This window comes from Cupriavidus ulmosensis (assembly GCF_977008105.1).
The window spans coordinates 790,139-810,526 of the sequence record NZ_CDRMWP010000001.1; the positions used below are offsets into that span (position 1 = coordinate 790,139).

Below are 20,388 nucleotides of genomic sequence, written 5' to 3' on the forward strand. Positions count from 1 at the left end.
ATGTGATGCATAACTAAGGTGATTCAGATATGCGCAAATCGACGGCCGGGCCAGCCATGGCGATCCGGCGCCCCCTACATGCCCGGGCAAAGGCGTGGGCCGGCAAGCTGCCGGGCTCCGCGCTGGCCTGCGGAGCCGCAGCGGCGCTGCTGCTCAACGGCTGCTCGATGGAACTCTTCTCCCCGAAGGGCGCCATCGGGCACCAGGAAAAATCGCTCATCGTCATCTCGCTCGCGCTGATGCTGATGGTGGTGATTCCGGTCATCGTCCTCACGCTGTATTTCGCCTGGCGCTACCGCGCTTCCAACACGCGCGCGACCTACGCGCCGAAGTGGGCGCACTCCACCGCCATCGAGGTGGTGGTGTGGACCATCCCGTGCGTGATCGTGATCTTCCTCGGCATCCTGATCTGGGACACCACGCACAAGCTCGACCCGTACCGGCCCATCGAGTCGGCCGCCGAGCCGGTGGAAGTGGAGGTGGTCGCGCTGAACTGGAAATGGCTGTTCATCTATCCGCAGTACGGCGTGGCCTCGCTCAACCAGCTGACGATCCCCGTGGACACGCCGGTCAACTTCCGGATCACGGCCGAGTCGATGATGAACTCCTTCTTCATCCCGCAGTTGGGCAGCCAGGTCTACGCGATGGCGGGCATGCAGACGCGCCTGCACCTGATCGCCGACACGCCGGGCGTGTATCTCGGCCAGTCCGCCGCGTTCAGCGGGCAGGGCTTCTCCGACATGCACTTCAAGACCTTCGCCACCTCGCGCGCCGACTTCGAGCGCTGGATCGCCGAGGCGAAGCAGTCCGCCCGGCCGCTCGACGAGAAGGCCTTCCGCATGCTCGAGCGCCCCAGCAGCAAGGACCCGGCCACGCTGTACTCGAGCGTGGCGCCGGCGCTGTTCGCCGGCGTGGTGAACAAGTACATGAAGGGCGGCGACGCGATCTGCCGCGCGAACAGCCCGGTCACGCTGGAGGCCGCCGCCGCGCCCGCCGCCGTGACAGTTGCCACGCCCGCTGCCGCGCCCGCCTCCCGGGACCTTTCGCAAGTCTCGATTCCGCGCTCCGGCGCCACGGCCACGGAGCTATAAGCCATGTTTGGAAAACTCACCCTCGACGCCGTCCCGTACCATGAGCCGATCATCATGGGCACGCTGGCGGTCGTCCTGCTGGGCGGCGCCGCGCTGCTCGGCGCGATCACCTACTTCGGCAAGTGGAAGTACCTGTGGACCGAGTGGTTCACCTCGGTGGACCACAAGAAGATCGGCGTGATGTACATCATCATGGCGCTGGTGATGCTGCTGCGCGGCTTCGCCGACGCCATCATGATGCGCGCGCAGCAGGCCCTGGCCTACGGCGACGCGGCCGGCTACCTGCCGCCGCATCACTACGACCAGATCTTCACCGCGCACGGCGTGATCATGATCTTCTTCGTGGCCACGCCGTTCATCCTCGGCCTGATGAACGTGATCGTGCCGCTGCAGATCGGCGCGCGCGACGTGGCCTACCCGTTCGTCAACTCGCTGAGCTTCTGGCTGGCGGTGGCGGGCGCGGTGCTGGTGATGCTGTCGATGTTCGTCGGCGACTTCGCCGCCACTGGCTGGGTCGCCTACCCGCCGCTGTCGGAGCTCGGCTACAGTCCGACGGTCGGGGTGGACTACTACATATGGTCCCTGCAGGTATCGGGGCTGGGCACCACGCTGACCGGCATCAACTTCATCGTCACCATCCTGCGCATGCGCGCGCCCGGCCTGAACCTGATGAAGATGCCGGTGTTCACGTGGACCGCGCTGATCACCAACATCCTGATCGTGGCGGTGTTCCCGGTGCTGACCGCGACGCTGGCGCTGCTGACCGCCGACCGCTACCTGGGCATGCATTTCTTCACCAACGAGCTCGGTGGGAATGCCATGATGTACATCAACCTGATCTGGGTCTGGGGCCACCCCGAGGTGTACATCCTGATCCTGCCGTGCTTCGGCGCGTTCTCGGAAATCATCTCGACGTTCTCGGGCAAGCCGCTGTTCGGCTACAAGTCGATGGTGTACGCCACCTCGTCGATCGGCATCCTCTCGTTCTTCGTCTGGCTGCACCACTTCTTCACGATGGGCTCGGGCGCCAACGTCAATGCCTTCTTCGGCATCATGACCTCGATCATCTCGATCCCGACCGGGGTCAAGCTGTTCAACTGGCTGTTCACGATGTACCGCGGCCGCATCCGCTACCACTCGTCGACGCTGTGGACCATCGGCTTCATGGTGACGTTCGCCATCGGCGGCATGACCGGCGTGCTGCTGGCGGTGCCGGGCGCGGACTTCGTGCTGCACAACAGCCTGTTCCTGGTGGCCCACTTCCACAACGTCATCATCGGCGGCGTGGTGTTCGGCTGCCTGGCGGCGATGAGCTTCTGGTTCCCCAAGGTGTTCGGCTTCACCCTCAACGAGCGCTGGGGCAAGATCTCGTTCTGGTGCTGGCTGGTGGGCTTCTACCTGGCCTTCATGCCGCTCTACGTGCTCGGCTTCAAGGGCATGACGCGCCGGATGAACCACTACGCCAACGTCGACTGGCATCCCTACCTGGTGGTGGCGCTGTGCGGCGCGGTGATCATCGGCGCCGGCATCCTGGCGCTGCTGATCCAGCTCTACGTCAGCGTGCGCGACCGCAAGCAGAACATGGACCCGACCGGCGACCCGTGGAACGGCCGCAGCCTGGAATGGGCCACGGCCTCGCCGGCGCCGTTCTACAACTTCGCCCACGTGCCGCACATCACCTCGCTCGAGCAGCACTGGGACGACAAGGAAAGCGGCCGCGCCTACGTGCAGCCCGCGCGCTACGAGGACATCCACATGCCGAAGAACACCGGCGCCGGCATCATCATCTCCGGCTTCAGCCTGGTGTTGTGCTTCGCGCTGGTGTGGCACATCTGGCCGCTGGCCATCGTCGCGCTGGCCGGCATGATCGGCACCTTCATCCTGCGCAGCTACGACCGCGACGTGGACTACTACGTGCCGGCGGCGGAAGTCGAGCGTATCGAGAACTCGCGCTACGCGAAGCTGCAGGAGGCGGCGTAAACCATGAGCAATACCATGACCGCGCACACGCACGCGCATTCGCACGCCCACGCCCATCACGACGACGGCACCAAGACCACGCTCGGGTTCTGGATCTACCTGATGAGCGACTGCCTGATCTTCTCGGTGCTGTTCGCCACCTTCGGCGTGCTGGCGGGCAACACCGCCGGCGGGCCGAGCGGGCGCGAACTGTTCGAGCTGCCGTTCGTGCTGGGCGAGACCATGCTGCTGCTGCTCAGCAGCTTCACCTTCGGCGTGGCGATGCTGTACATGCATTCCGGGCGCAGCCAGATGGTGGTGCGCTGGCTGGGCGTGACCTTCCTGCTCGGCGCCGGCTTCATCGCGATGGAGCTGTACGAGTTCACCGAGCTGCTGCACCGCGGCGCGGGCCCCGGCGTGAGCGCGTTCCTGTCCTCGTACTTCACGCTGGTCGGCACCCACGGCCTGCACGTGACCTGCGGGCTGGTGTGGATCGCCGTGATGATGCACCAGATCAAGCGCTTCGGCCTGGACGGCGTCACCAGCCGCCGCCTGAACTGCCTGAGCATGTTCTGGCACTTCCTGGACCTGATCTGGATCTGCGTCTTTACCTTCGTTTACCTGCGTGAGTTCGTATGAAGACCAAGCATCTCCACCCGGCCGGCGCCGCCGACGCCGCGCACGGCAGTTTCAAGGGCTACGTGGTCGGCTTCGTGCTGTCGGTGCTGCTGACCTTCGCCTCGTTCGGCGCCGTGATGCTCGACGTGGTGCCGCGCCACCTGGGCCTGGCGGCCATCGTCGCGCTGTGCGTGGTGCAGCTGCTGGTGCAGCTCGTGTTCTTCCTGCACATGGGCGCCGCGCGCGACCAGCGCCAGAACACCGCCATCTTCATCTGCAGCGCGCTGCTGATCGCCATCATCGTGGCGGGCTCGCTGTGGGTCATGCATAACGCCAACGTCAACATGATGCCGACGCAGATGTCGATGGAGCGCGCCAAGATGCGCGACTAGCCGGCCCGGCCGGCTCCGCGCGCACCGCCGCGCCGCCTTTTCAATTCCACCGAACGGAATTGAAGGGCTGCAAAGCGGGGCGCGCGGGCCTATTCTCGTCTCCAACAAACGGGGCACCGCGCCGCTGGCGCACGGTGCCCCGGATTCCACGGAGACGACAGTGCATTCCCTTTCCCGTCGCGTCGCCAGCAGGCTGGCCGCGCTATCCGCCGCGCCGCTCGGCGCGTGCTTGTCCGCGCTGGCCCTCGCCGCCGCGTGCCTGCCGGCCACCGCCACGGCGGCCTTTCCCGACAAGCCCATCCGCATCGTGGTGCCGTTCTCCCCGGGCGGCGGCACCGACCTGATCGCGCGCACCATCGGCGTGGCCATGTCGCAGGACCTCGGCCAGCCCGTGGTGGTCGACAACAAGCCCGGCGGCGGCACCATCATCGGCACCGACAACGTGGCCAAGAGCGCGCCGGACGGCTACACGCTGGTGATGGCGACCTTCGCGCACGCCGTCAACCCGAGCCTGCAGCCCAAGCTGCCCTACGCCACCGACAAGGCGTTCGCGCCGGTGGTGCTGGTGGGCCGCTCGCCCAACGTGCTGGTGGTGCGCCCGGACAGTCCGTACCAGACCGTGCAGGACCTGATCGCCGCGGCCCGCGCCAACCCCGGCAAGATCTCCTTCGCCTCGCAGGGACCCGGCACCTCGGCGCACCTCGCCGGCGAGCTGTTCAAGAGCCTGGCCAAGGTCAACCTCAACCACATTCCCTACCGCGGCGCCGGCCCGGCCATCACCGACCTGCTCGGCGGCCAGGTGGACCTGATGTTCGCCACCGCCTCGGCGGTCGGCAACCTGCTGGAGTCCGGCAAGCTGCGCGCGCTCGGCGTGACCAGCGCGCAGCGCTCCACCAGCCCCGACCTGGCCAGGGTGCCGACCATTGCCGAGAGCGGCGTGCCCGGCTACGTGGCGGAAAGCTGGTACGGGCTGTTCGCGCCCGTCGGCACGCCGGCGCCGGTCATCGCCCGCCTCAACGCCGCGGCCAGGAAGGCCGTGGCCACCGACGCCTTCCGCAAGCGCGCCGACGCCGAGGGGCTGATCGTCAGCCCCGGCACGCCGGAGGCGTTCGGCCGCTACGTGCGCGGCGAGCAGGCGCGCTGGAGCCAGGTCGTCAAAGATGCAAAGATCACCATCAACTGAACCGAGCCGCAGCCAGACACACCATGACCGACTATTCCTTCATCGAGCTGGAAACGCAGGACGGCATCGCCGTGCTGACCCTCAACCGCCCCGACAAGCGCAACGCCATCACCGACGACATGCGCAGCGAGCTGATCGACGCGCTGGAGCGCGTCACCGCCGAGCGCGGCATCCGCGCGCTGGTGCTGACCGGCAGCGGCAAGGGCTTCTGCGCCGGCGGCGACGTGGCCGGCATGCAGAAGCGCATGGACGCGCCGCAGGGCGAGGTCGGCTTCAACGGCTGGGCGCGCCAGCAGCGCGTGCACCACTCGGTGGCGCTGCTGCACGACATGCCCAAGCCGACCATCGCCGCGGTCAACGGCGCGGCCGCCGGGCTGGGCGCCGACATGGCGATGGCCTGCGACTTCGTGGTCGCCTCGGAGAGCGCCAGCTTTGCCTGGTCCTACATCCACCGCGGGCTGATCCCCGACGGCGGCGGCATGTATTTCCTGCCGCGCCGCACCGGCCTGTCCAGGGCCAAGGAACTGATCTTCAGCGGACGCAAGGTGGACGTGGCCGAGGCGCTGCGGCTCGGCATCGCCGACCGCGTGAGCGCGCCGGACGCGCTGCTGGCCGACGCGCGCAACTGGGCGGCGGAGCTGAGCCACGGCTCGCCCACCGCGCTGGCGCTGGGCAAGTCCATCCTCAACCAGAGCTTCGAGCTGCCGGCCGGGCAGGTGTTCGCGCAGGGCAGCCAGGCGCAGGGTATCTGCTACACCAGCAGCGAGCACCGCGCGTCGGTGCTGGCCTTCCTCAACAAGACCGCGGCCGCGGCGAAGGGCTGACGCGATGGCATCCGACCTGATTTCCAACGCGGCCACCGCCTCCACCGCTTCCGCCATCGCGCGCCTGGTCAAGCCGCGCAGCGTGGCGGTCATCGGCGCCTCGGCCGACCCGGCCAAGACCTCGGGCCGCCCGGTGTCCTACCTGACGCGGCACGGCTTCGGCGGCGCCATCTACCCGGTCAACCCGAAGGTGGACACCATCGGCGGCATCCGCTGCTACCCGGACATCGGCTCGCTGCCCGAGGTGCCGGACGTGGGCATCGTGCTGCTCGGCGCCGAGCGCGCGCAGCACGCCGTGCGCGAGCTGGCCGCGCGCGGCACCGGCGCGGCCATCGTGCTGGCCAGCGGCTACACCGAGACCGGCGCCGAGGGCGCGCGCCGCCAGGCCGAGCTGGTCGAGGCGGCCGGCAGCATGCGCCTGCTCGGGCCCAACACCATCGGGCTGGTCAACGTGACCGACGGCATTCCGCTGTCGGCCAGCGGCGCGCTGGAGATGGAGCATTTCCCGGCCGGCAGCATCGGCGTGGTGTCGCAGAGCGGCGGCATCCTCGGCGCCCTGCTGTCGCGCGCCGCGGCGCGCGGCATCGGCCTGTCCAAGCTGGTCTCCACCAGCAACGAGGCCGACCTCGACCTGGCCGACTTCATCGACTACCTGGCCGACGACGAAGCCACCCGCGTGATCGCGCTGTACGTGGAAAGCGTGCGCGACCCGGCGCGCTTCCGCGCCGCCGCGCTCAAGGCGGCGGCCGCCGGCAAGCCGGTGGTGGCGTTCAAGATCGGCCGCTCCGAGGCCGGCGCGCGCGCGGCGGTCTCGCATACCGGCGCGCTGGCCGGCGCCGACCGCATGTACGACGCGCTGTTCCGCCAGGTCGGCGTGATCCGCGCGCAGACCTTCGCCGACCTGATCGACATTCCCGCTGCGCTGGCGGCCGGGCGCGTGCTGCGCGGCCGGCGCGTGGCGGTGCTGACCTCGACCGGCGGCGCCGGCACGCTGGTGTCGGACAGCCTGGGCGTGTCCGGCTTCGAGACGCCGCCGCCCGACGCGGCCACCGCGGCGCAGCTGCGCGCGCTGCAGAACGGCGACCACGCCGCGCTGGACCGCAACCCGATCGACGTCACGCTGGCCGGCCTGCAGCCCGACCTGCTGCGCGCGGCCATCCGCACGCTGCTCGACAGCCCGGGCTACGACGCCGTGGCGGTGATCGTCGGCTCCTCCGGCCTGGCCATGCCGGACCTGATGGCCGACGCCATCCGCGACTGCCTGCCGGGCAGCGACAAGCCGGTGCTGGCCTACGTCAGCCCGCACGCGCCGCACGTGGCCGCGGTGCTGAACCAGCGCGGCGTGCCGGCCTTCAGCGCACCGGAAAGCTGCGCCGCGGCGCTGGGCGCGATGCTCGACGCGGCGCGCCTGCGCGCGGCGGCGGAGCAGGCGTTGGCTGCGCCTGTCGCGCCCGCCGCCGGCATCGCGGACCTGCCGTCCGGCTCGCTCGACGAGGCGCAGGCCAAGGCGCTGTTCGCGCGCTTCGGCGTGCCCACGGTGCGCGAGACGGTGGTGCGCGACGATGCGCAGGCGCAGGCCGCCGCGCGCGCGCTCGGCGAGCGCGTGGTGCTGAAGATCCTGTCGTCGGAGATCACGCACAAGAGCGACGTCGGCGGCGTGGCGGTCGGCGTGGCGCCGCAGGACGTGCCCGCGCGGCTGGCGGCGATGCGCGCCGAGGTGGCCGGCCACACCGGCCGCGAGCCGGAGCGCTTCCTGGTGCAGGAGATGGTCGGCGGCGGCGTCGAGATGATCCTTGGCCTGCACCGCGACGCGCTCGGCACCGCGGTGCTGCTCGGCATGGGCGGCGTCGCCGCCGAGCTGTTCCAGGACACCACCCTGCGCCTGCTGCCGCCCGGCGGCGCGCTCTCGCGCGAAGAGGCGGCGGCGATGGCGCGCGAGCTCAAGACGTGGCCGCTGCTGGACGGCTACCGCGGCCGCCCCAGGGCGGACGTGCCGGCGCTGGCCGAGGCCATCGTCGCGTTCTCGCGCATGGCCGCCGCGCTCGGCGAGCGGCTGGTGGAGGCCGAGATCAACCCGGTGTTCGTGCTGCCGGCCGGGCAGGGCGTGCGCGCCGCCGACGGCGTGGCGGTCATCGCCTAGCCGGGACTCGCGCCGGGGGCTCGCGCGCCGGGCCGGTCTGTGCCAGACTGCTGCCCTCGGCGCCGCATTTCCGTCCAGCGGAAATGCGGCGCCCCATGCCATCGGAGGCCGCAGTGGATTCGGAGGATGCAAGCAGCCGCGCGCGCGGGCGGCCTGCCAGCCAGCTTGCCAACCGCTCGCTGGAGCGCGGCATCGCGCTGCTGCGCGCGTTCCGGCCCGGCTCCGAGGTGCTCGGCAACGGCGAGCTGGCCGAGCGCACCGGGCTGGCGCGCTCCACCGTCAGCCGCCTGACGCAAAGCCTGGTCGAGACCGGCTTCCTGCAATACGACCCCGACCTGCGCGCCTACCGCCTCGGCGCGCCGGTGCTGAGCCTGGCGCACGCCATGCGCACCGGCTCCACCGTGCTGCAGCTGGCCGCGCCGCTGATGCGCGAGCTGGCGCAGGCCGAGCACATCAACGTCGGGCTGGCGATGGCCGACCAGGACGAGATGGTCTACCTGGAATCGATCCGCTACAGCCGCAAGGTGTCGCTGCGCAACGTGGTGACGGGCCAGCGCGTGCCCATCGCGCTGACCTCGCTGGGCCGCGCCTGGCTGGCGGCCGCGCCCGCGCATGAGCGCGAGGCGCTGATGCGGCAGTTCCGCCAGCGCTTCTCCGCGCACTGGCCCGAGCTGGAAGCGGAGATCCTCGAGGCCATCGACCACGTGCAGCGGCACGGCTGGTGCGCCGCCGGCTGGCAGCCCGAGGTGGTGGCGCTGTCCACGCCGATGCAGCTTGGCCACTATCCGCTCCACGTGCTCAACGTCAGCACCTCCACGCGCGCCGGCGTGGCGGCGGCCAGCCGCGAGCTCAGGCCGCACCTGATGCGGCTGGCGGCGCAATTGCGGCAGGCCTTCGAGCAGGCGCGGCCGGACTGACGGGACGGGCAGGGCGCACATGGCGCGGCGGCGCGGATCGTTCCGTCCGCCGCGCCACGTGGCTGGCCGGCCATTTCCCGCGCCGCGGTCGGGCGGCACCCGACTGCCTTCCCGCGCTTCTTCCTGCATCTCCTCCTCATCCCGCCGGGGACCGCGTCCGCATAATTACTTGACATATAAACTATATAGATCTAAATTAAATTGCGCCCCACGATAACGGAACAGCTGAATGGCCGGATGCCGGAACAGCGGCCGGAACAGCGCAACGGACGAGCGCAAGCTCAAGGAGACCTGGTGATGAAGATCGTTTGCATCGGCGGCGGCCCGGCGGGCCTGTATTTCGCGCTGCTCATGAAGCAGCAGAACCCGCGGCACGAGATCGTGGTGGTGGAGCGCAACAAGCCTTATGACACCTTCGGCTGGGGGGTGGTGTTCTCGGACGCCACGATGGACAACATGCGCCGCTGGGACCCCGTCACGGCCGACGCGATCCAGCAGGCCTTCAACCACTGGGACGACATCGAGCTGGAATTCAAGGGCCAGGTGATCCGCTCGGGCGGGCACGGCTTCGTCGGCATCGGCCGCAAGAAGCTGCTCAACATCCTGCAGGAGCGCTGCGAGCAGCTTGGCGTGAAGCTGGTGTTCGAGACCGAGGCCGACTCCGACACCGACTATCCCGACGCCGATCTCGTCATCGCCAGCGACGGCATCAATTCCCGCGTCCGCGACAAGTACGCCGGGACCTTCCGGCCCGACGTGGTGGTGCGGCCCAACCGCTATATCTGGCTGGGCACGCACAAGCTGTACGACGCCTTCACCTTCCTGTTCGAGAAGACCGAGCACGGCTGGTTCCAGGCGCACATCTACAAGTTCGACGACAAGACCACCACCTTCATCGTCGAATGCCCCGAGCACGTGTGGCTCGCGCACGGGCTGGACAAGGCCGACCAGGAACAGTCGATCGCCTTCTGCGAGAAGCTGTTCGCCGCCAACCTCAAGGGCGCCCCGCTGATGACCAACGCGCGCCACCTGCGCGGCTCGGCGTGGCTCAACTTCCAGCGCGTGGTGTGCGAACAGTGGTGGCTGCGCAATGCGCACGGCAGCCACGTGGTGCTGATGGGCGACGCCGTGCACACCGCGCACTTCGCCATCGGCTCGGGCACCAAGCTCGCCTTCGAGGACGCCATCGAGCTGACCCGGCAGTTCCGCCTGCTCGGCGACAGCCCCGACCAGATCGAGGCCGTGCTCACGCGCTACCAGGAAGCGCGCCGCATCGAGACGCTGCGCCTGCAGAACGCGGCGTGGAACGCGATGGAATGGTTCGAGGTCTGCGGCGAGCGCTACTGCGACCAGTTCGAGCCGCCGCAGTTCATGTACTCCATGCTCACGCGCAGCCAGCGCATCAGCCACGAGAACCTGCGCCTGCGCGACCAGCCGTGGCTGGAAGGCTACGAGCGCTGGCTGGCGCGGCGCGCGGGCGTGCCGGTGGCCGACGGCAGCGCGCCGCCGCCGCCGATGTTCACGCCGTACACGGTGCGCGGGGTCACGCTCAAGAACCGCATCGTGGTCTCGCCGATGGCGCAGTACTCGGCCGTGGACGGCGAGCCCGGCGACTATCACCTCGTGCACCTGGGCGCGCGCGCGATGGGCGGCGCCGGGCTGGTGTTCGCCGAGATGACCTGCGTCAGCGCCGAGGGCCGCATCACGCCGGGATGCCCGGGCATGTACACGCCGCGGCAGCAGGCGGCGTGGCAGCGCATCGTCTCGTGGATCCATGCCAGCACCGACGCGAAGTTCGCCATGCAGATCGGCCATGCCGGCGCCAAGGCGTCGACGCGCGCGGCCTGGGACGGCATCGACCAGCCGCTGGCGTCCGGCAACTGGCCGGTGATGGCGGCCTCGCCGCAGCAGTATCTCGAAGGCGTGAGCCAGACCGCGCGCGAGATGACCCGGCGCGACATGGACGAAGTCAAGGCGCAGTTCGTCAACGCGGCCAAGGCCGCGGCGGAGATCGGCGTGGACTGGCTCGAGCTGCATTGCGCGCACGGCTACCTGCTGTCGGGCTTCATTTCGCCGCTGACCAACCACCGCACCGACGAATACGGCGGCAGCCTGGCCAACCGCCTGCGCTATCCGCTCGAGGTGTTCGCCGCGGTGCGCGCCGCGTGGCCGCAGGACAAGCCGATGTCGGTGCGCATCTCCGCGCACGACTGGGTCGAGGGCGGCATCACACCGGACGACGCGGTGGAGATCGCGCGCGCGTTCAAGGCCGCGGGCGCCGACATGATCGACTGCTCCTCGGGCCAGGTCAGCAAGAAGGAGAAGCCGGTCTACGGCCGCATGTTCCAGACGCCGTTCGCCGACCGCATCCGCCAGGAAGCGGGCATCCCGACCATCGCCGTGGGCGCCATCAGCGAAGCCGACCACGCCAACAGCATCCTCGCCGCGGGCCGCGCCGACCTGTGCGCGGTGGCGCGCCCGCACCTGGCCAACCCGGCGTGGACGCTGACCGAGGCGGCCAAGATCGGCTACGCGCCGGTGGACTGGCCGCGCCAGTACCGCTCGGCCAAGGCCCAGATGGAGGCGAACTTCGCGCGCGAGAAAGCCGCTTCGGCGAACTGACGCACGGCGACCATCCACACCGCACCGAGGAGACCGCGACATGGCCGACAGCGCCCACGTCGACACGTTCGCCCGCGACAACCTGCCGCCGGCCGAACTCCAGCCGGCGTACCGGTTCGAGCTGCCCGAGCTGCAGTTCGGCGAGCGCCTGAACTGCGCCACCGAGCTGCTCGACCGGCACGTCGGGCAGGGCCGCGGCGAGCGCATCTGCATCCGCGCGCCGGGGCTGGCGTGGACCTACGCCGAGCTGCGGGACAAGGCCAACCGCATCGCCAACGTGCTGGTGCGCGACATGGGGCTGGTGCCGGGCAACCGCGTGCTGCTGCGCGCGCCCAACAACCCCATGCTGGTGGCGTGCTGGTTCGCGGTGATGAAGGCCGGCGGCATCGCGGTGGCCACCATGCCGCTGCTGCGCGCCAAGGAGCTCAAGGCCATCGCCGCGATCGGCCGCGTCACGCACGCGCTGTGCGACGCGGCGCTGGCCGCCGAGCTGCGCCTGACCGCGCTCGACGCGCCGGCGCTGCGCCAGATCCGCCATTTCAACTACGACGGGCCGGACAGCCTGGAAGCGGCGATGGAGCGCGCCTCGCCGCATTTCGACAACGTCGACACCGCGGCCGACGACACCTGCATCTTCGGCTTCACCTCGGGCACCACCGGCGTGCCCAAGGCGACCATGCATTACCACCGCGACGTCATGGCCATCTGCGCCTGCTGGCCGCGCCACGTGCTGCGCGCGAACGAGGACGACGTCTTCATCGGCAGCCCGCCGCTGGCGTTCACCTTCGGCCTGGGCGGGCTGGTGCTGTTCCCGATGTCGCTGGGCGCCTCCACGGTGCTGCTGGAGAAGGCCAGCCCGCCGCAACTGCTGGACGGCATCGGCGAATTCGGCGCCACCGTGCTGTTCACCGCGCCCACGTCCTACCGCACGCTGGCCGCGCGCAGCATCGAGGTGCGGCGCACGCCATTGCGCAAATGCGTGTCGGCCGGCGAGGTCCTGCCGGCGGCCACGCGCGCGCTGTGGAAGGAGGCCACCGGCATCGAGCTGATCGACGGCATCGGCGCGACCGAGATGCTGCACATCTTCATCTCGCACGACGAGTGCGGCGCGCGCCCGGGCGCCACCGGCAAGCCGGTGCCAGGCTACCGCGCCAGGGTGGTGGACGCCGACGGCCGCGAAGTGCCGCCGGGCACCGTGGGCCAGCTTGCCGTGCAGGGTCCGACCGGATGCCGCTACCTGGCCGACGCGCGCCAGCGCGACTACGTGCGCGATGGCTGGAACCTCACCGGCGACGCCTACCTGATGGATGCCGACGGCTATTTCTTCTACCAGGCACGCGCCGACGACATGATCGTCTCGGCCGGCTACAACATCGCCGCGCCCGAGGTGGAGGACGCGCTGATCCTGCATCCGGCCGTGGCCGAGTGCGCGGTGATCGGCGTGCCCGACGGCGAGCGCGGCCAGATCGTCAAGGCCTTCGTCGTGCTGCGCCCGGGGCAGGCCGGCGACGCGGCGATGGCGAAGGCGCTGCAGGACTTCGTCAAGCAGACCGTGGCGCCCTACAAATACCCGCGCGCCGTCGAATTCACCGACAAGCTGCCGCGCACGCAGACCGGCAAGCTGCAGCGCTTCAAGCTGCACGGGCCGCAATGAGCGCGGGCTTGACCGTCAGGCAACCGACCAGAACCCAACCGACCTGGAGCCAACCGTCATGCAAGTCCTCCTTCCTCCCGGCTGGCCGCGCCCACGCGGCTACGCCAACGGCGTATCCGCGCGCGGCCGCACGGTGTTCGTGGCCGGCATGATCGGCTGGGATGCCGACGGCGTGTTCCACACCGACGATCTCGCGGGGCAGGTGCGCCAGGCGCTGTCGAACATCGTCGCGGTGCTCGCGGCCGGCGACGCCCGCCCCGAGCACATCGTGCGCATGACCTGGTACGTCACCGACAAGCGCGCCTACGTGGCCGCCTACCCGGAGATCGGCAAGGCCTTCCGCGAGATCATCGGCAGCTTCAACGCGGCCATGACCGCGGTGGAGGTCTCGGCGCTGATCGAGGACCGCGCCAAGGTGGAGATCGAAGTCACGGCGGTGGTGCCGGACTGAGGGCAAAAAAAAAGAGCCCGTGCGGCGGACTCGAAGCGGCTCTTTCTGGTGCATCCTCTTGGCGGGTTTCTCCTCCAACTCTTCCGGTCGGGCGCTTGTGTCGAATGAGCGGGACCAGTGTAGCGGCGGAGATTCGCCACGGCAGCTAGGGAAAGCGATCAGGCACGCCCGCGTGTTTCCACGCTTGCGCCGCGCTGCCGCCATCGCTATCGCTCCGGCCGGGTGATGCGCTCCACGGCGCGGCGGATGACGGGCGCCGCCAACACGACGACCGGCAGCATGACCAGCCACGACATGGCCCACGAGCGCAGCCAGTGACCGATGAAGGTGCCTTCAGCGACGAAGGGCAGGTTCGCGATGGCCGCGGCGATCGCGCAGGTCAGTCCCGACTGGAGAACGCCAAAGACGAAATGACCGTATCGGCTGGGAATATGCGGCATGGGGTCCGGCCTGCGTTTGCGAAGGCGTTCGCGGAGGCGTTTGCGATGGAGGAGAGGCGCCGTCGGGAGCGGCACGGCGCGCCGTGCCGCTCCCGGCCGCGCTACGCGAGTTGCGCCACCGCTTCCCGGGTCGTCCACAGCGCGTGCGCGAGGAACCGGTAGTTGATGATGGCGGCCAGATAGCCGTCCCCGTCGGGCAGGCGCGGGCCGGCGGTGGCGTCCCGGACCACGGCGACCTCGAAGCCCTGTTCGATCAGTTCGCGCAGATGCGACTCGATGCACATGTTGGCTGCCATGCCGGCCAGGATGACCTGCGAGACGCCTTTCTTGCGCAACTGCAGCACGAGATCGTTGGTCTCCGGGCCATAGACCTTGTGCGGCGAGGCGATGACGGTCTTGCCGTCGAGGATGTAGGGCTTGTATTCCTCGAGGAAGTCGGCGCCGGAACCCTCGAACTCGTCCACGGTGAGCGAGCCCTTGCGGTCGAACATGCCGATGCTGTGCATGACCTTCTCCAGAGGGCCGCCGAAATGCCATTCGTGGTCCTGGGGATAGTAGTAGTGCGGCGACACGGCGACCGTGATCGCGGCGGCCTTGGCGGCCTGGAACAACCGGCCGATGTTGGCCACCGTGTCGTTCTCCGTGATGCTGGCGCCGACCATCGACCAGGTTGCGCCCTGCGGGCTCAGGAAGTCGTTCTGGGGATCGACCACCACCAGCGCGGCCTTGGTGAGGTCCAGCCTGAAGCCGGTCGCCGGCAAGGCGGGGTTCGCCGGATCGGCGTAGGGGCTGGCCGCGGCCTGCTGGTTCGCGTCGGAGTTGCTTTGCTGGGTCATGACATTCCTCTGTGCTCGGGATGGGTTGGTGCTTCGGGGACTGGCGGGCGGCTCCCGCCGGATGCGGCCGGTCTCTTTTATAAGTGACCAGTCGGTTTATAAAAAGCGGAAAAAAAATCAGCGCAGCAGGCGCGGCAGGACAAGGCTCTCGAAACGCGCGAGCGCCGCGCCGCTGCGCTCGACCTTGCCGCGCATCACCGCACCTTCGAAGCCTTCGACGAGAATCGCCGCGAGCGCGTCCGGATCCTGCCCGGCCGCCAGATCGCCGCGCTCCTGCGCTTCGCGCAGGCAGGCGCCCAGCGCGCTTTCCCAGCGGCCCAGCACGCCGGACAATACCTGCCGCGTTTCCGCGCTGTTGTTCGACAGCTCCAGCGACAGGTTGCCGATCAGGCAGCCCAGCGTGAAATCATGGCGGCGGTGGTCCTCGGACAAGGCGTGGAAGAACCGCGCAACGCGCTCGAGCGGCCGGACGCGCGCATCGTACAGCAGCGGCCCGTGCCTGGCCTCGATCGACAGCCAGTAGCCTTCGAGGATCTCGCCGGCAAATGACTCCTTGCTGTCGAAGTAGTTGTAGAACGAGCCCTTCGGCACCTCGGCCGCGGCCGTGATGTCCTGCACGCCGCAGCCGTTGAAGCCCAGCTCGAGCACCACGTCGCGCCCGGCGGCCAGCAGGCGGGAACGGACTTCGGGATTGGCGGGTCTTGGCATGGTGGATCGTGCTATGGGTTAGGACGGATTTTAAGATAGTCGGTCATCTATTTATTGTCAATGGGAAGTTGGTTTGTTTCGTTGGTTGGATGATCGAGGGGGGAGGATGCTTGGCGACGTGTTCAAGCGCAGGGTGCTGCGTATGGGCTCCCTCATCACCGCGGGGAAAGTGCCAGCCTTGTTCAGGACGGAACGCGGTGCCGGCCGAACTGGCGCTGTGGGCTGGGATTGGGCCGCACTCGGCGAGGACGTGCCGGCAGTGCTATGCCGAGAATCGGTTTTGCGCAACCGCAGGCAAATCGCAGACAAGAAAAAAGGGCTTCCAGTTGCCTGGAAACCCTTTTCAAATACTGGTGGCGAATCAGGGACTCGAACCCCGGACCTGCGGATTATGATTCCGTCGCTCTAACCGACTGAGCTAATTCGCCGTTGAAGACCGAAATTATACCTGGGCTTTCAACGCTGTCAACACCTTCCCTGAAAAAGTTTCAGGACGCCGCCGCGGGCCGCGTAGGCCGTGTGCGCAAAAAAAAGCCGGCGGACCTTGCGGCCCGCAGGCTGGAGCGACTGATTACCGGGTCAGTCTTGCCTGCGTATTCCTGCAGCCTGCTGGCCGCGTATGCGCGAGGTCCGTTCAGTCGTTGGCGTAGATGTCGAGGTCCTTGGTTTCCCGCACGAACAGGGAGCCGAGGACCAGCGTCACGCCGGCGATGATGATCGGGTACCAGAGGCCGTAGTAGATGTTGCCGTTCTGCGCCACCAGCGCGAAGGAGATGGTGGGCAGCAGGCCGCCGAACCAGCCGTTGCCGATGTGATACGGCAGCGACATCGAGGTGTAGCGGATGCGGGTCGGGAACATCTCCACCAGCATGGCGGCGATCGGGCCGTACACCATCGTCACGTAGATGACGAGGATGACGAGGACCACCAGCACCATGATGGTGTTCATTTGCGCCGGGTCGGCCTTGGTCGGGTAGCCGGCCGAGGCCATCGAGCTGCCCACTTCCTTCTTGAACGCGGCGATCTGCTTCTTGCTGGCGTCGTCGAAGCTGTGGCCGGCGGTATCCAGCGAGGCGTTGAAGGCGTCGATCTGCTTGTCGCCGATCTTCACCGAGGCCACCGTGCCGGCCGGGGCTTCCACCACTTCATAGCTGGCGGAGGCTTGCGCCAGGGTCCGCTTGACGATGTCGCAGGAGCTGCGGAAATCGATCTCGCGGGCGATCGGGCTGCCCTGGAACGAGCACTGCTTGGGATCGGCGGTGACGACGATCTGCGCGGTCTGCTGCGCGCGTTCCAGCGCCGGGTTGGCGTAGTGGGTGAGCGCCTTGAACAGCGGGAAGTAGGTCAGCATCGCCAGCGCGCAGCCGGCCATGATGATCCACTTGCGGCCGATCTTGTCGGACAGCGAGCCGAAGAAGATGAAGAACGGCGTGCCGATCACCAGCGCGCCCGCGATCAGCAGGTTGGCGGTGGTGGCGTCGACCTTGAGCACCTGGGTCAGGAAGAACAGCGAGTAGAACTGGCCGGTGTACCAGACCACGGCCTGGCCGGCGGTCAGGCCCACCAGCGCCAGGATCACGATCTTGAGGTTGCGCCATTGGGCGAACGCTTCGGTCAGCGGCGCCTTGGAGGTCTTGCCTTCGGCCTTCATCTTCTGGAACGCCGGCGATTCGTTCATCGACAGGCGGATGTAGACCGATACCGCGAGCAGCAGGATCGAGACCAGGAACGGAATGCGCCAGCCCCAGTCGTCGAAGGCCGCGCCGGTCAGGTTGCGGCACAGCAGGATCACGATCAGCGACAGGAACAGGCCGAGCGTGGCGGTGGTCTGGATCCATGCCGTGTACGCGCCGCGCTTGCCGTGCGGGGCATGCTCGGCCACGTAGGTGGCCGCGCCGCCGTACTCGCCGCCGAGCGCCAGGCCCTGCAGCATGCGCAGCGCGATCAGGATGATCGGCGCCGCCCACCCGATCGTGGTGAAGCCCGGCAGCAGGCCCACGATGAAGGTCGACGAACCCATGATCAGGATGGTCACGAGGAAGGTGTACTTGCGCCCGATCATGTCGCCGAGGCGGCCGAACACCAGCGCGCCGAACGGCCGCACGATGAAGCCGGCGGCGAAGGCCAGCAGCGCGAAGATGAACGCCGCGGTGGGGTCCAGTCCGGCAAAGAACTGCTTGGCGATGATGGCCGCCAGCGAACCGTAGAGATAAAAGTCGTACCACTCGAATACCGTGCCGAGAGAGGAGGCGAAAATCACCTTCTTCTCTTCGGCTGTCATTGCCGAACCCTGGGCGCTGCCGCCGGGCATCGCTACGTTCTGCGCGTTAGCCATTGTCTCCTCCGTTTTGAGATCGGAATCGTTCGGGTGGGCAGCGGGCACGCGTGGCGCGGACACAGCACAGCCACCGAAGTTCAATGGATTGTGGGAGGCGAAACTTACTGCGTTCTGACAATTTCCGCCCCGTTCGCCACTAAACGCTCGGGGTATACGCTAGGCAAAAAAACGCGCCGCGATTGCTGCGGCGCGATGCCTTGCGGCCTTGTCGGCGGGCCGCTTCCGCACTGGGCGCGGCGGCCGCGGTTTTCCTGCTATGCAGCATCCTGGCCGCGATCGCGGGGCACGGCCGGGGTGGCGGTTCCGTCATCGCTTTCGTCGGCCGTCAGGTTCATGCGCCATGCGTAGAGCGCCGCCATCAGCACGTAGACCACCAGCGCGCCCTGCGCGCCGACCCAGAACGAGAACGGCCAGCCGAAGAAGTCGAAGCGCAGCTCGCGCGCGAACCAGGCGACCACGAACGTGACCACGAACCAGATCGTCAGCAGCACGGCGATCCAGCGCAGGTTGTGGCGCCATGCGCGGCGCGCGGCAGGAGAGGGCTGGCCGGCCGGCATGGGCGGCGTAGGCTGAACAGGCGAGATGGGCGGAACGTGCGCCGCAGGCTCGACGGGCGACTGGCCGGTATCGCTCATGCGGCATCCCCAGCGACGGGCCGGCGCAGCGTGACGCGGAAGCACGCCCCGGCCAGGCGCGGCTCGGTCTGGTAGACGTTGTCGACGATGGCGACGTCGCCGCCGTGCTGCTGCACGATCTCGCGCACGATGGCCAGGCCCAGGCCGCTGCCCTGGGTCTGCGTGCCCAGCACGCGGTAGAAGCGCTCCATCACGCGTTCGCGCTCGGCCACCGGAATGCCGGGGCCGGTGTCTTCCACCTCGAGGTAGGCGAACGGCTCGAACGCGTCGGCGCGCACGCGCACGGTGGCATGGCCGCCGGCGGGCGTGTAGCGGATCGCGTTGTCGATCAGGTTGTTGAGCATCTCGGTGAGCATCAGGCGGTTGCCCTGCACCATGACGGGATGATCGTCGGCGTCGACGCCGAGATCGATGCGGCGCGCCCACGCCTGCGGCAGCCAGTCCTTGACCACCTCGCGCGCGAGCGCGCCCAGGTCCAGCGGCGCCATGCTGCCGGCGCCGGCGAGGTTCTCCATGCGCGCCAGCGACAGCAGCTGCGTGACCAGGTGGGCGGTGCGCTCGGAGCTGCCGGCGATCTGCGCCAGCGACTTGCGCAATTCCTCCGGCGTCTGCTCGCGCTGGGCCAGTTCGGCCTGCATGCGCAGGCCGGCCAGCGGCGTCTTCATCTGGTGCGCGGCATCGGCGATGAAGCGCTTCTGCGTCTGCACCGACATGTCCAGGCGCGCGAGCAGGTCGTTGAAGGACGCCACCAGCGGCGTGATCTCCTGCGGCGCGGCGTGCTCGTCGATGGGGCTGGTGTCGCCGGGGTTGCGCGCGCGGATGCGCTGCTGGATCGCGTTCAGCGGCGCCAGCCCGCGCGTGAGGCCGAACCACACCAGCACCACCGCCAGCGGCAGGATCACGAACTGCGGCAGGATCACGCCCTTGATGATTTCATTGGCCAGGCGCGCGCGCTTGTCCAGCGTTTCGCCGACCTGCACCAGCACCGGCTGGGTGTCGCTGCCGTGCTTGAGGTCGACATAGGTATAGGCCACGCGCACGTCGTTGCCGGCCACGCGGTCGTCGCGCAGCGACACCAGCCCGGCGTGGCCGCGGTCTTCCTCGCTGGGCAGCGGCAGGTCGTTGTCGCCGGCGACGAACTCGCCGTGCGTGCCGACCACCTGGTAGTAGATGTTGTCGCTCTCGTCGGCGCGCAGGATCTCGCGCGCGGACAGCGGCAGCTGCAGCGTGACGCGCCCGTTGACCTCGCGCACCTGCTGCGAGAGCACGATGGCGCTGGCCTCCAGCGAGCGGTCGAACGGCCCGTTGGCGATCGACTTGGCCACCAGGTAGGTCACGGCGATGCTCATCGGCCAGAGCAGCAGCAGCGGCGCCAGCATCCAGTCCAGGATCTCGCCGAACAGCGAGCGCGGCGACGGGTGGCCGGCGCTGTCCTCCAGATGGGGCAGCGCCTCGGCCAGCGCTTCGTCGCCAGGACTGGCATCGGGCGCGGCGGAGTCGGGAGGCGGCGTGGCGGGCCGGGCGGCCCGCGCGCGCCGCCGGGGCAGTCGCAGCAGGCTCATGGGGAAGGGTTCGGGTGG

General features: G+C 68.8%; 17 protein-coding genes and 1 tRNA gene. 11 read left to right on the forward strand and 7 right to left on the reverse strand.

The window, feature by feature from the left end:
* Positions 1 to 29: 29 nt before the first annotated feature.
* From cyoA to ACWTPI_RS03645, 11 genes are all read left to right on the forward strand, one after another.
* Positions 30 to 1,091 carry a ubiquinol oxidase subunit II gene (gene cyoA, locus ACWTPI_RS03595; protein WP_155888215.1) on the forward strand — a complete coding sequence of 354 codons (1,062 nt, stop codon included), beginning with the start codon at positions 30 to 32 and terminating at the stop codon, positions 1,089 to 1,091.
* Positions 1,092 to 1,094: 3 nt separating this feature from the next.
* A complete protein-coding gene (cyoB, locus tag ACWTPI_RS03600; protein ID WP_454730966.1) occupies positions 1,095 to 3,071 on the forward strand; it encodes a cytochrome o ubiquinol oxidase subunit I in 1,977 nt (658 codons plus the stop codon).
* A 3-nt stretch (positions 3,072 to 3,074) separates the two neighbouring features.
* Positions 3,075 to 3,689: a cytochrome o ubiquinol oxidase subunit III gene (gene cyoC, locus ACWTPI_RS03605; protein ID WP_454730967.1), complete on the forward strand. Its 615-nt coding sequence runs from the start codon at positions 3,075 to 3,077 to the stop codon at positions 3,687 to 3,689.
* Positions 3,686 to 4,060, forward strand: a complete 375-nt coding sequence (gene cyoD / locus ACWTPI_RS03610; RefSeq protein WP_454730968.1) for a cytochrome o ubiquinol oxidase subunit IV — start codon at positions 3,686 to 3,688, stop codon at positions 4,058 to 4,060. Before cyoC ends, cyoD begins: the two co-directional genes overlap by 4 nt.
* A gap of 229 nt (positions 4,061 to 4,289) precedes the next feature.
* Complete coding sequence (locus ACWTPI_RS03615; protein WP_454732443.1) at positions 4,290 to 5,243, forward strand: tripartite tricarboxylate transporter substrate binding protein; 954 nt, start codon at positions 4,290 to 4,292, stop codon at positions 5,241 to 5,243.
* A gap of 23 nt (positions 5,244 to 5,266) precedes the next feature.
* The gene (locus ACWTPI_RS03620) at positions 5,267 to 6,067 is read left to right on the forward strand and encodes an enoyl-CoA hydratase/isomerase family protein (protein WP_454730969.1); all 801 of its coding nucleotides are present in this window, start codon (positions 5,267 to 5,269) and stop codon (positions 6,065 to 6,067) included.
* 4 nt (positions 6,068 to 6,071) lie between these two features.
* On the forward strand, positions 6,072 to 8,207 hold the full coding sequence (locus ACWTPI_RS03625; protein ID WP_454730970.1) for an acetate--CoA ligase family protein: 2,136 nt from the start codon (positions 6,072 to 6,074) through the stop codon (positions 8,205 to 8,207).
* Positions 8,208 to 8,320: 113 nt separating this feature from the next.
* Complete coding sequence (locus tag ACWTPI_RS03630; protein WP_020423895.1) at positions 8,321 to 9,124, forward strand: IclR family transcriptional regulator; 804 nt, start codon at positions 8,321 to 8,323, stop codon at positions 9,122 to 9,124.
* A 297-nt stretch (positions 9,125 to 9,421) separates the two neighbouring features.
* Complete coding sequence (locus ACWTPI_RS03635) at positions 9,422 to 11,746, forward strand: bifunctional salicylyl-CoA 5-hydroxylase/oxidoreductase (RefSeq protein WP_454732444.1); 2,325 nt, start codon at positions 9,422 to 9,424, stop codon at positions 11,744 to 11,746.
* A gap of 40 nt (positions 11,747 to 11,786) precedes the next feature.
* Positions 11,787 to 13,400, forward strand: coding sequence for an AMP-binding protein (locus tag ACWTPI_RS03640; protein ID WP_454730971.1), 1,614 nt, complete (start codon positions 11,787 to 11,789; stop codon positions 13,398 to 13,400).
* A 58-nt stretch (positions 13,401 to 13,458) separates the two neighbouring features.
* Positions 13,459 to 13,851: a RidA family protein gene (locus ACWTPI_RS03645; protein WP_454730972.1), complete on the forward strand. Its 393-nt coding sequence runs from the start codon at positions 13,459 to 13,461 to the stop codon at positions 13,849 to 13,851.
* A gap of 206 nt (positions 13,852 to 14,057) precedes the next feature.
* Here the strand turns inward: ACWTPI_RS03645 and ACWTPI_RS03650 are convergent, their stop codons facing one another.
* The 7 genes from ACWTPI_RS03650 to ACWTPI_RS03680 form a co-directional block, all read right to left on the reverse strand.
* Positions 14,058 to 14,291, reverse strand: coding sequence for a DUF2798 domain-containing protein (locus ACWTPI_RS03650; protein WP_059410576.1), 234 nt, complete (start codon positions 14,289 to 14,291; stop codon positions 14,058 to 14,060).
* Between the two features lie 101 nt (positions 14,292 to 14,392).
* A complete protein-coding gene (locus ACWTPI_RS03655; RefSeq protein WP_454730973.1) occupies positions 14,393 to 15,127 on the reverse strand; it encodes a cysteine hydrolase family protein in 735 nt (244 codons plus the stop codon).
* Positions 15,128 to 15,244: 117 nt separating this feature from the next.
* Positions 15,245 to 15,835 (reverse strand): TetR family transcriptional regulator C-terminal domain-containing protein, encoded by a 591-nt coding sequence (locus ACWTPI_RS03660; RefSeq protein WP_454730974.1) that lies wholly within the window; start codon positions 15,833 to 15,835, stop codon positions 15,245 to 15,247.
* A 351-nt stretch (positions 15,836 to 16,186) separates the two neighbouring features.
* Positions 16,187 to 16,263, reverse strand: a tRNA-Met gene (locus ACWTPI_RS03665).
* A gap of 206 nt (positions 16,264 to 16,469) precedes the next feature.
* Entirely contained in the window at positions 16,470 to 18,170 is a 1,701-nt protein-coding gene (locus ACWTPI_RS03670) for an MFS transporter (RefSeq protein ID WP_029043897.1), read from the reverse strand.
* 257 nt (positions 18,171 to 18,427) lie between these two features.
* Positions 18,428 to 18,730 carry a DUF4212 domain-containing protein gene (locus tag ACWTPI_RS03675; RefSeq protein ID WP_454732445.1) on the reverse strand — a complete coding sequence of 101 codons (303 nt, stop codon included), beginning with the start codon at positions 18,728 to 18,730 and terminating at the stop codon, positions 18,428 to 18,430.
* Positions 18,731 to 18,804: 74 nt separating this feature from the next.
* Positions 18,805 to 20,370, reverse strand: a complete 1,566-nt coding sequence (locus ACWTPI_RS03680) for a sensor histidine kinase (RefSeq protein WP_020204399.1) — start codon at positions 20,368 to 20,370, stop codon at positions 18,805 to 18,807.
* Positions 20,371 to 20,388: the final 18 nt, after the last annotated feature.

Coding starts and splice junctions, on each gene's coding strand:
- cyoA (WP_155888215.1), top strand. CDS start 30: ATGCGCAAATCGACGGCCGGGCCAGCCATGGCGATCCGGCGCCCCCTA.
- cyoB (WP_454730966.1), top strand. CDS start 1,095: ATGTTTGGAAAACTCACCCTCGACGCCGTCCCGTACCATGAGCCGATC.
- cyoC (WP_454730967.1), top strand. CDS start 3,075: ATGAGCAATACCATGACCGCGCACACGCACGCGCATTCGCACGCCCAC.
- cyoD (WP_454730968.1), top strand. CDS start 3,686: ATGAAGACCAAGCATCTCCACCCGGCCGGCGCCGCCGACGCCGCGCAC.
- ACWTPI_RS03620 (WP_454730969.1), top strand. CDS start 5,267: ATGACCGACTATTCCTTCATCGAGCTGGAAACGCAGGACGGCATCGCC.
- ACWTPI_RS03625 (WP_454730970.1), top strand. CDS start 6,072: ATGGCATCCGACCTGATTTCCAACGCGGCCACCGCCTCCACCGCTTCC.
- ACWTPI_RS03635 (WP_454732444.1), top strand. CDS start 9,422: ATGAAGATCGTTTGCATCGGCGGCGGCCCGGCGGGCCTGTATTTCGCG.
- ACWTPI_RS03640 (WP_454730971.1), top strand. CDS start 11,787: ATGGCCGACAGCGCCCACGTCGACACGTTCGCCCGCGACAACCTGCCG.
- ACWTPI_RS03645 (WP_454730972.1), top strand. CDS start 13,459: ATGCAAGTCCTCCTTCCTCCCGGCTGGCCGCGCCCACGCGGCTACGCC.
- ACWTPI_RS03650 (WP_059410576.1), bottom strand. CDS start 14,291: ATGCCGCATATTCCCAGCCGATACGGTCATTTCGTCTTTGGCGTTCTC.
- ACWTPI_RS03655 (WP_454730973.1), bottom strand. CDS start 15,127: ATGACCCAGCAAAGCAACTCCGACGCGAACCAGCAGGCCGCGGCCAGC.
- ACWTPI_RS03660 (WP_454730974.1), bottom strand. CDS start 15,835: ATGCCAAGACCCGCCAATCCCGAAGTCCGTTCCCGCCTGCTGGCCGCC.
- ACWTPI_RS03670 (WP_029043897.1), bottom strand. CDS start 18,170: ATGGCTAACGCGCAGAACGTAGCGATGCCCGGCGGCAGCGCCCAGGGT.
- ACWTPI_RS03675 (WP_454732445.1), bottom strand. CDS start 18,730: ATGCCGGCCGGCCAGCCCTCTCCTGCCGCGCGCCGCGCATGGCGCCAC.
- ACWTPI_RS03680 (WP_020204399.1), bottom strand. CDS start 20,370: ATGAGCCTGCTGCGACTGCCCCGGCGGCGCGCGCGGGCCGCCCGGCCC.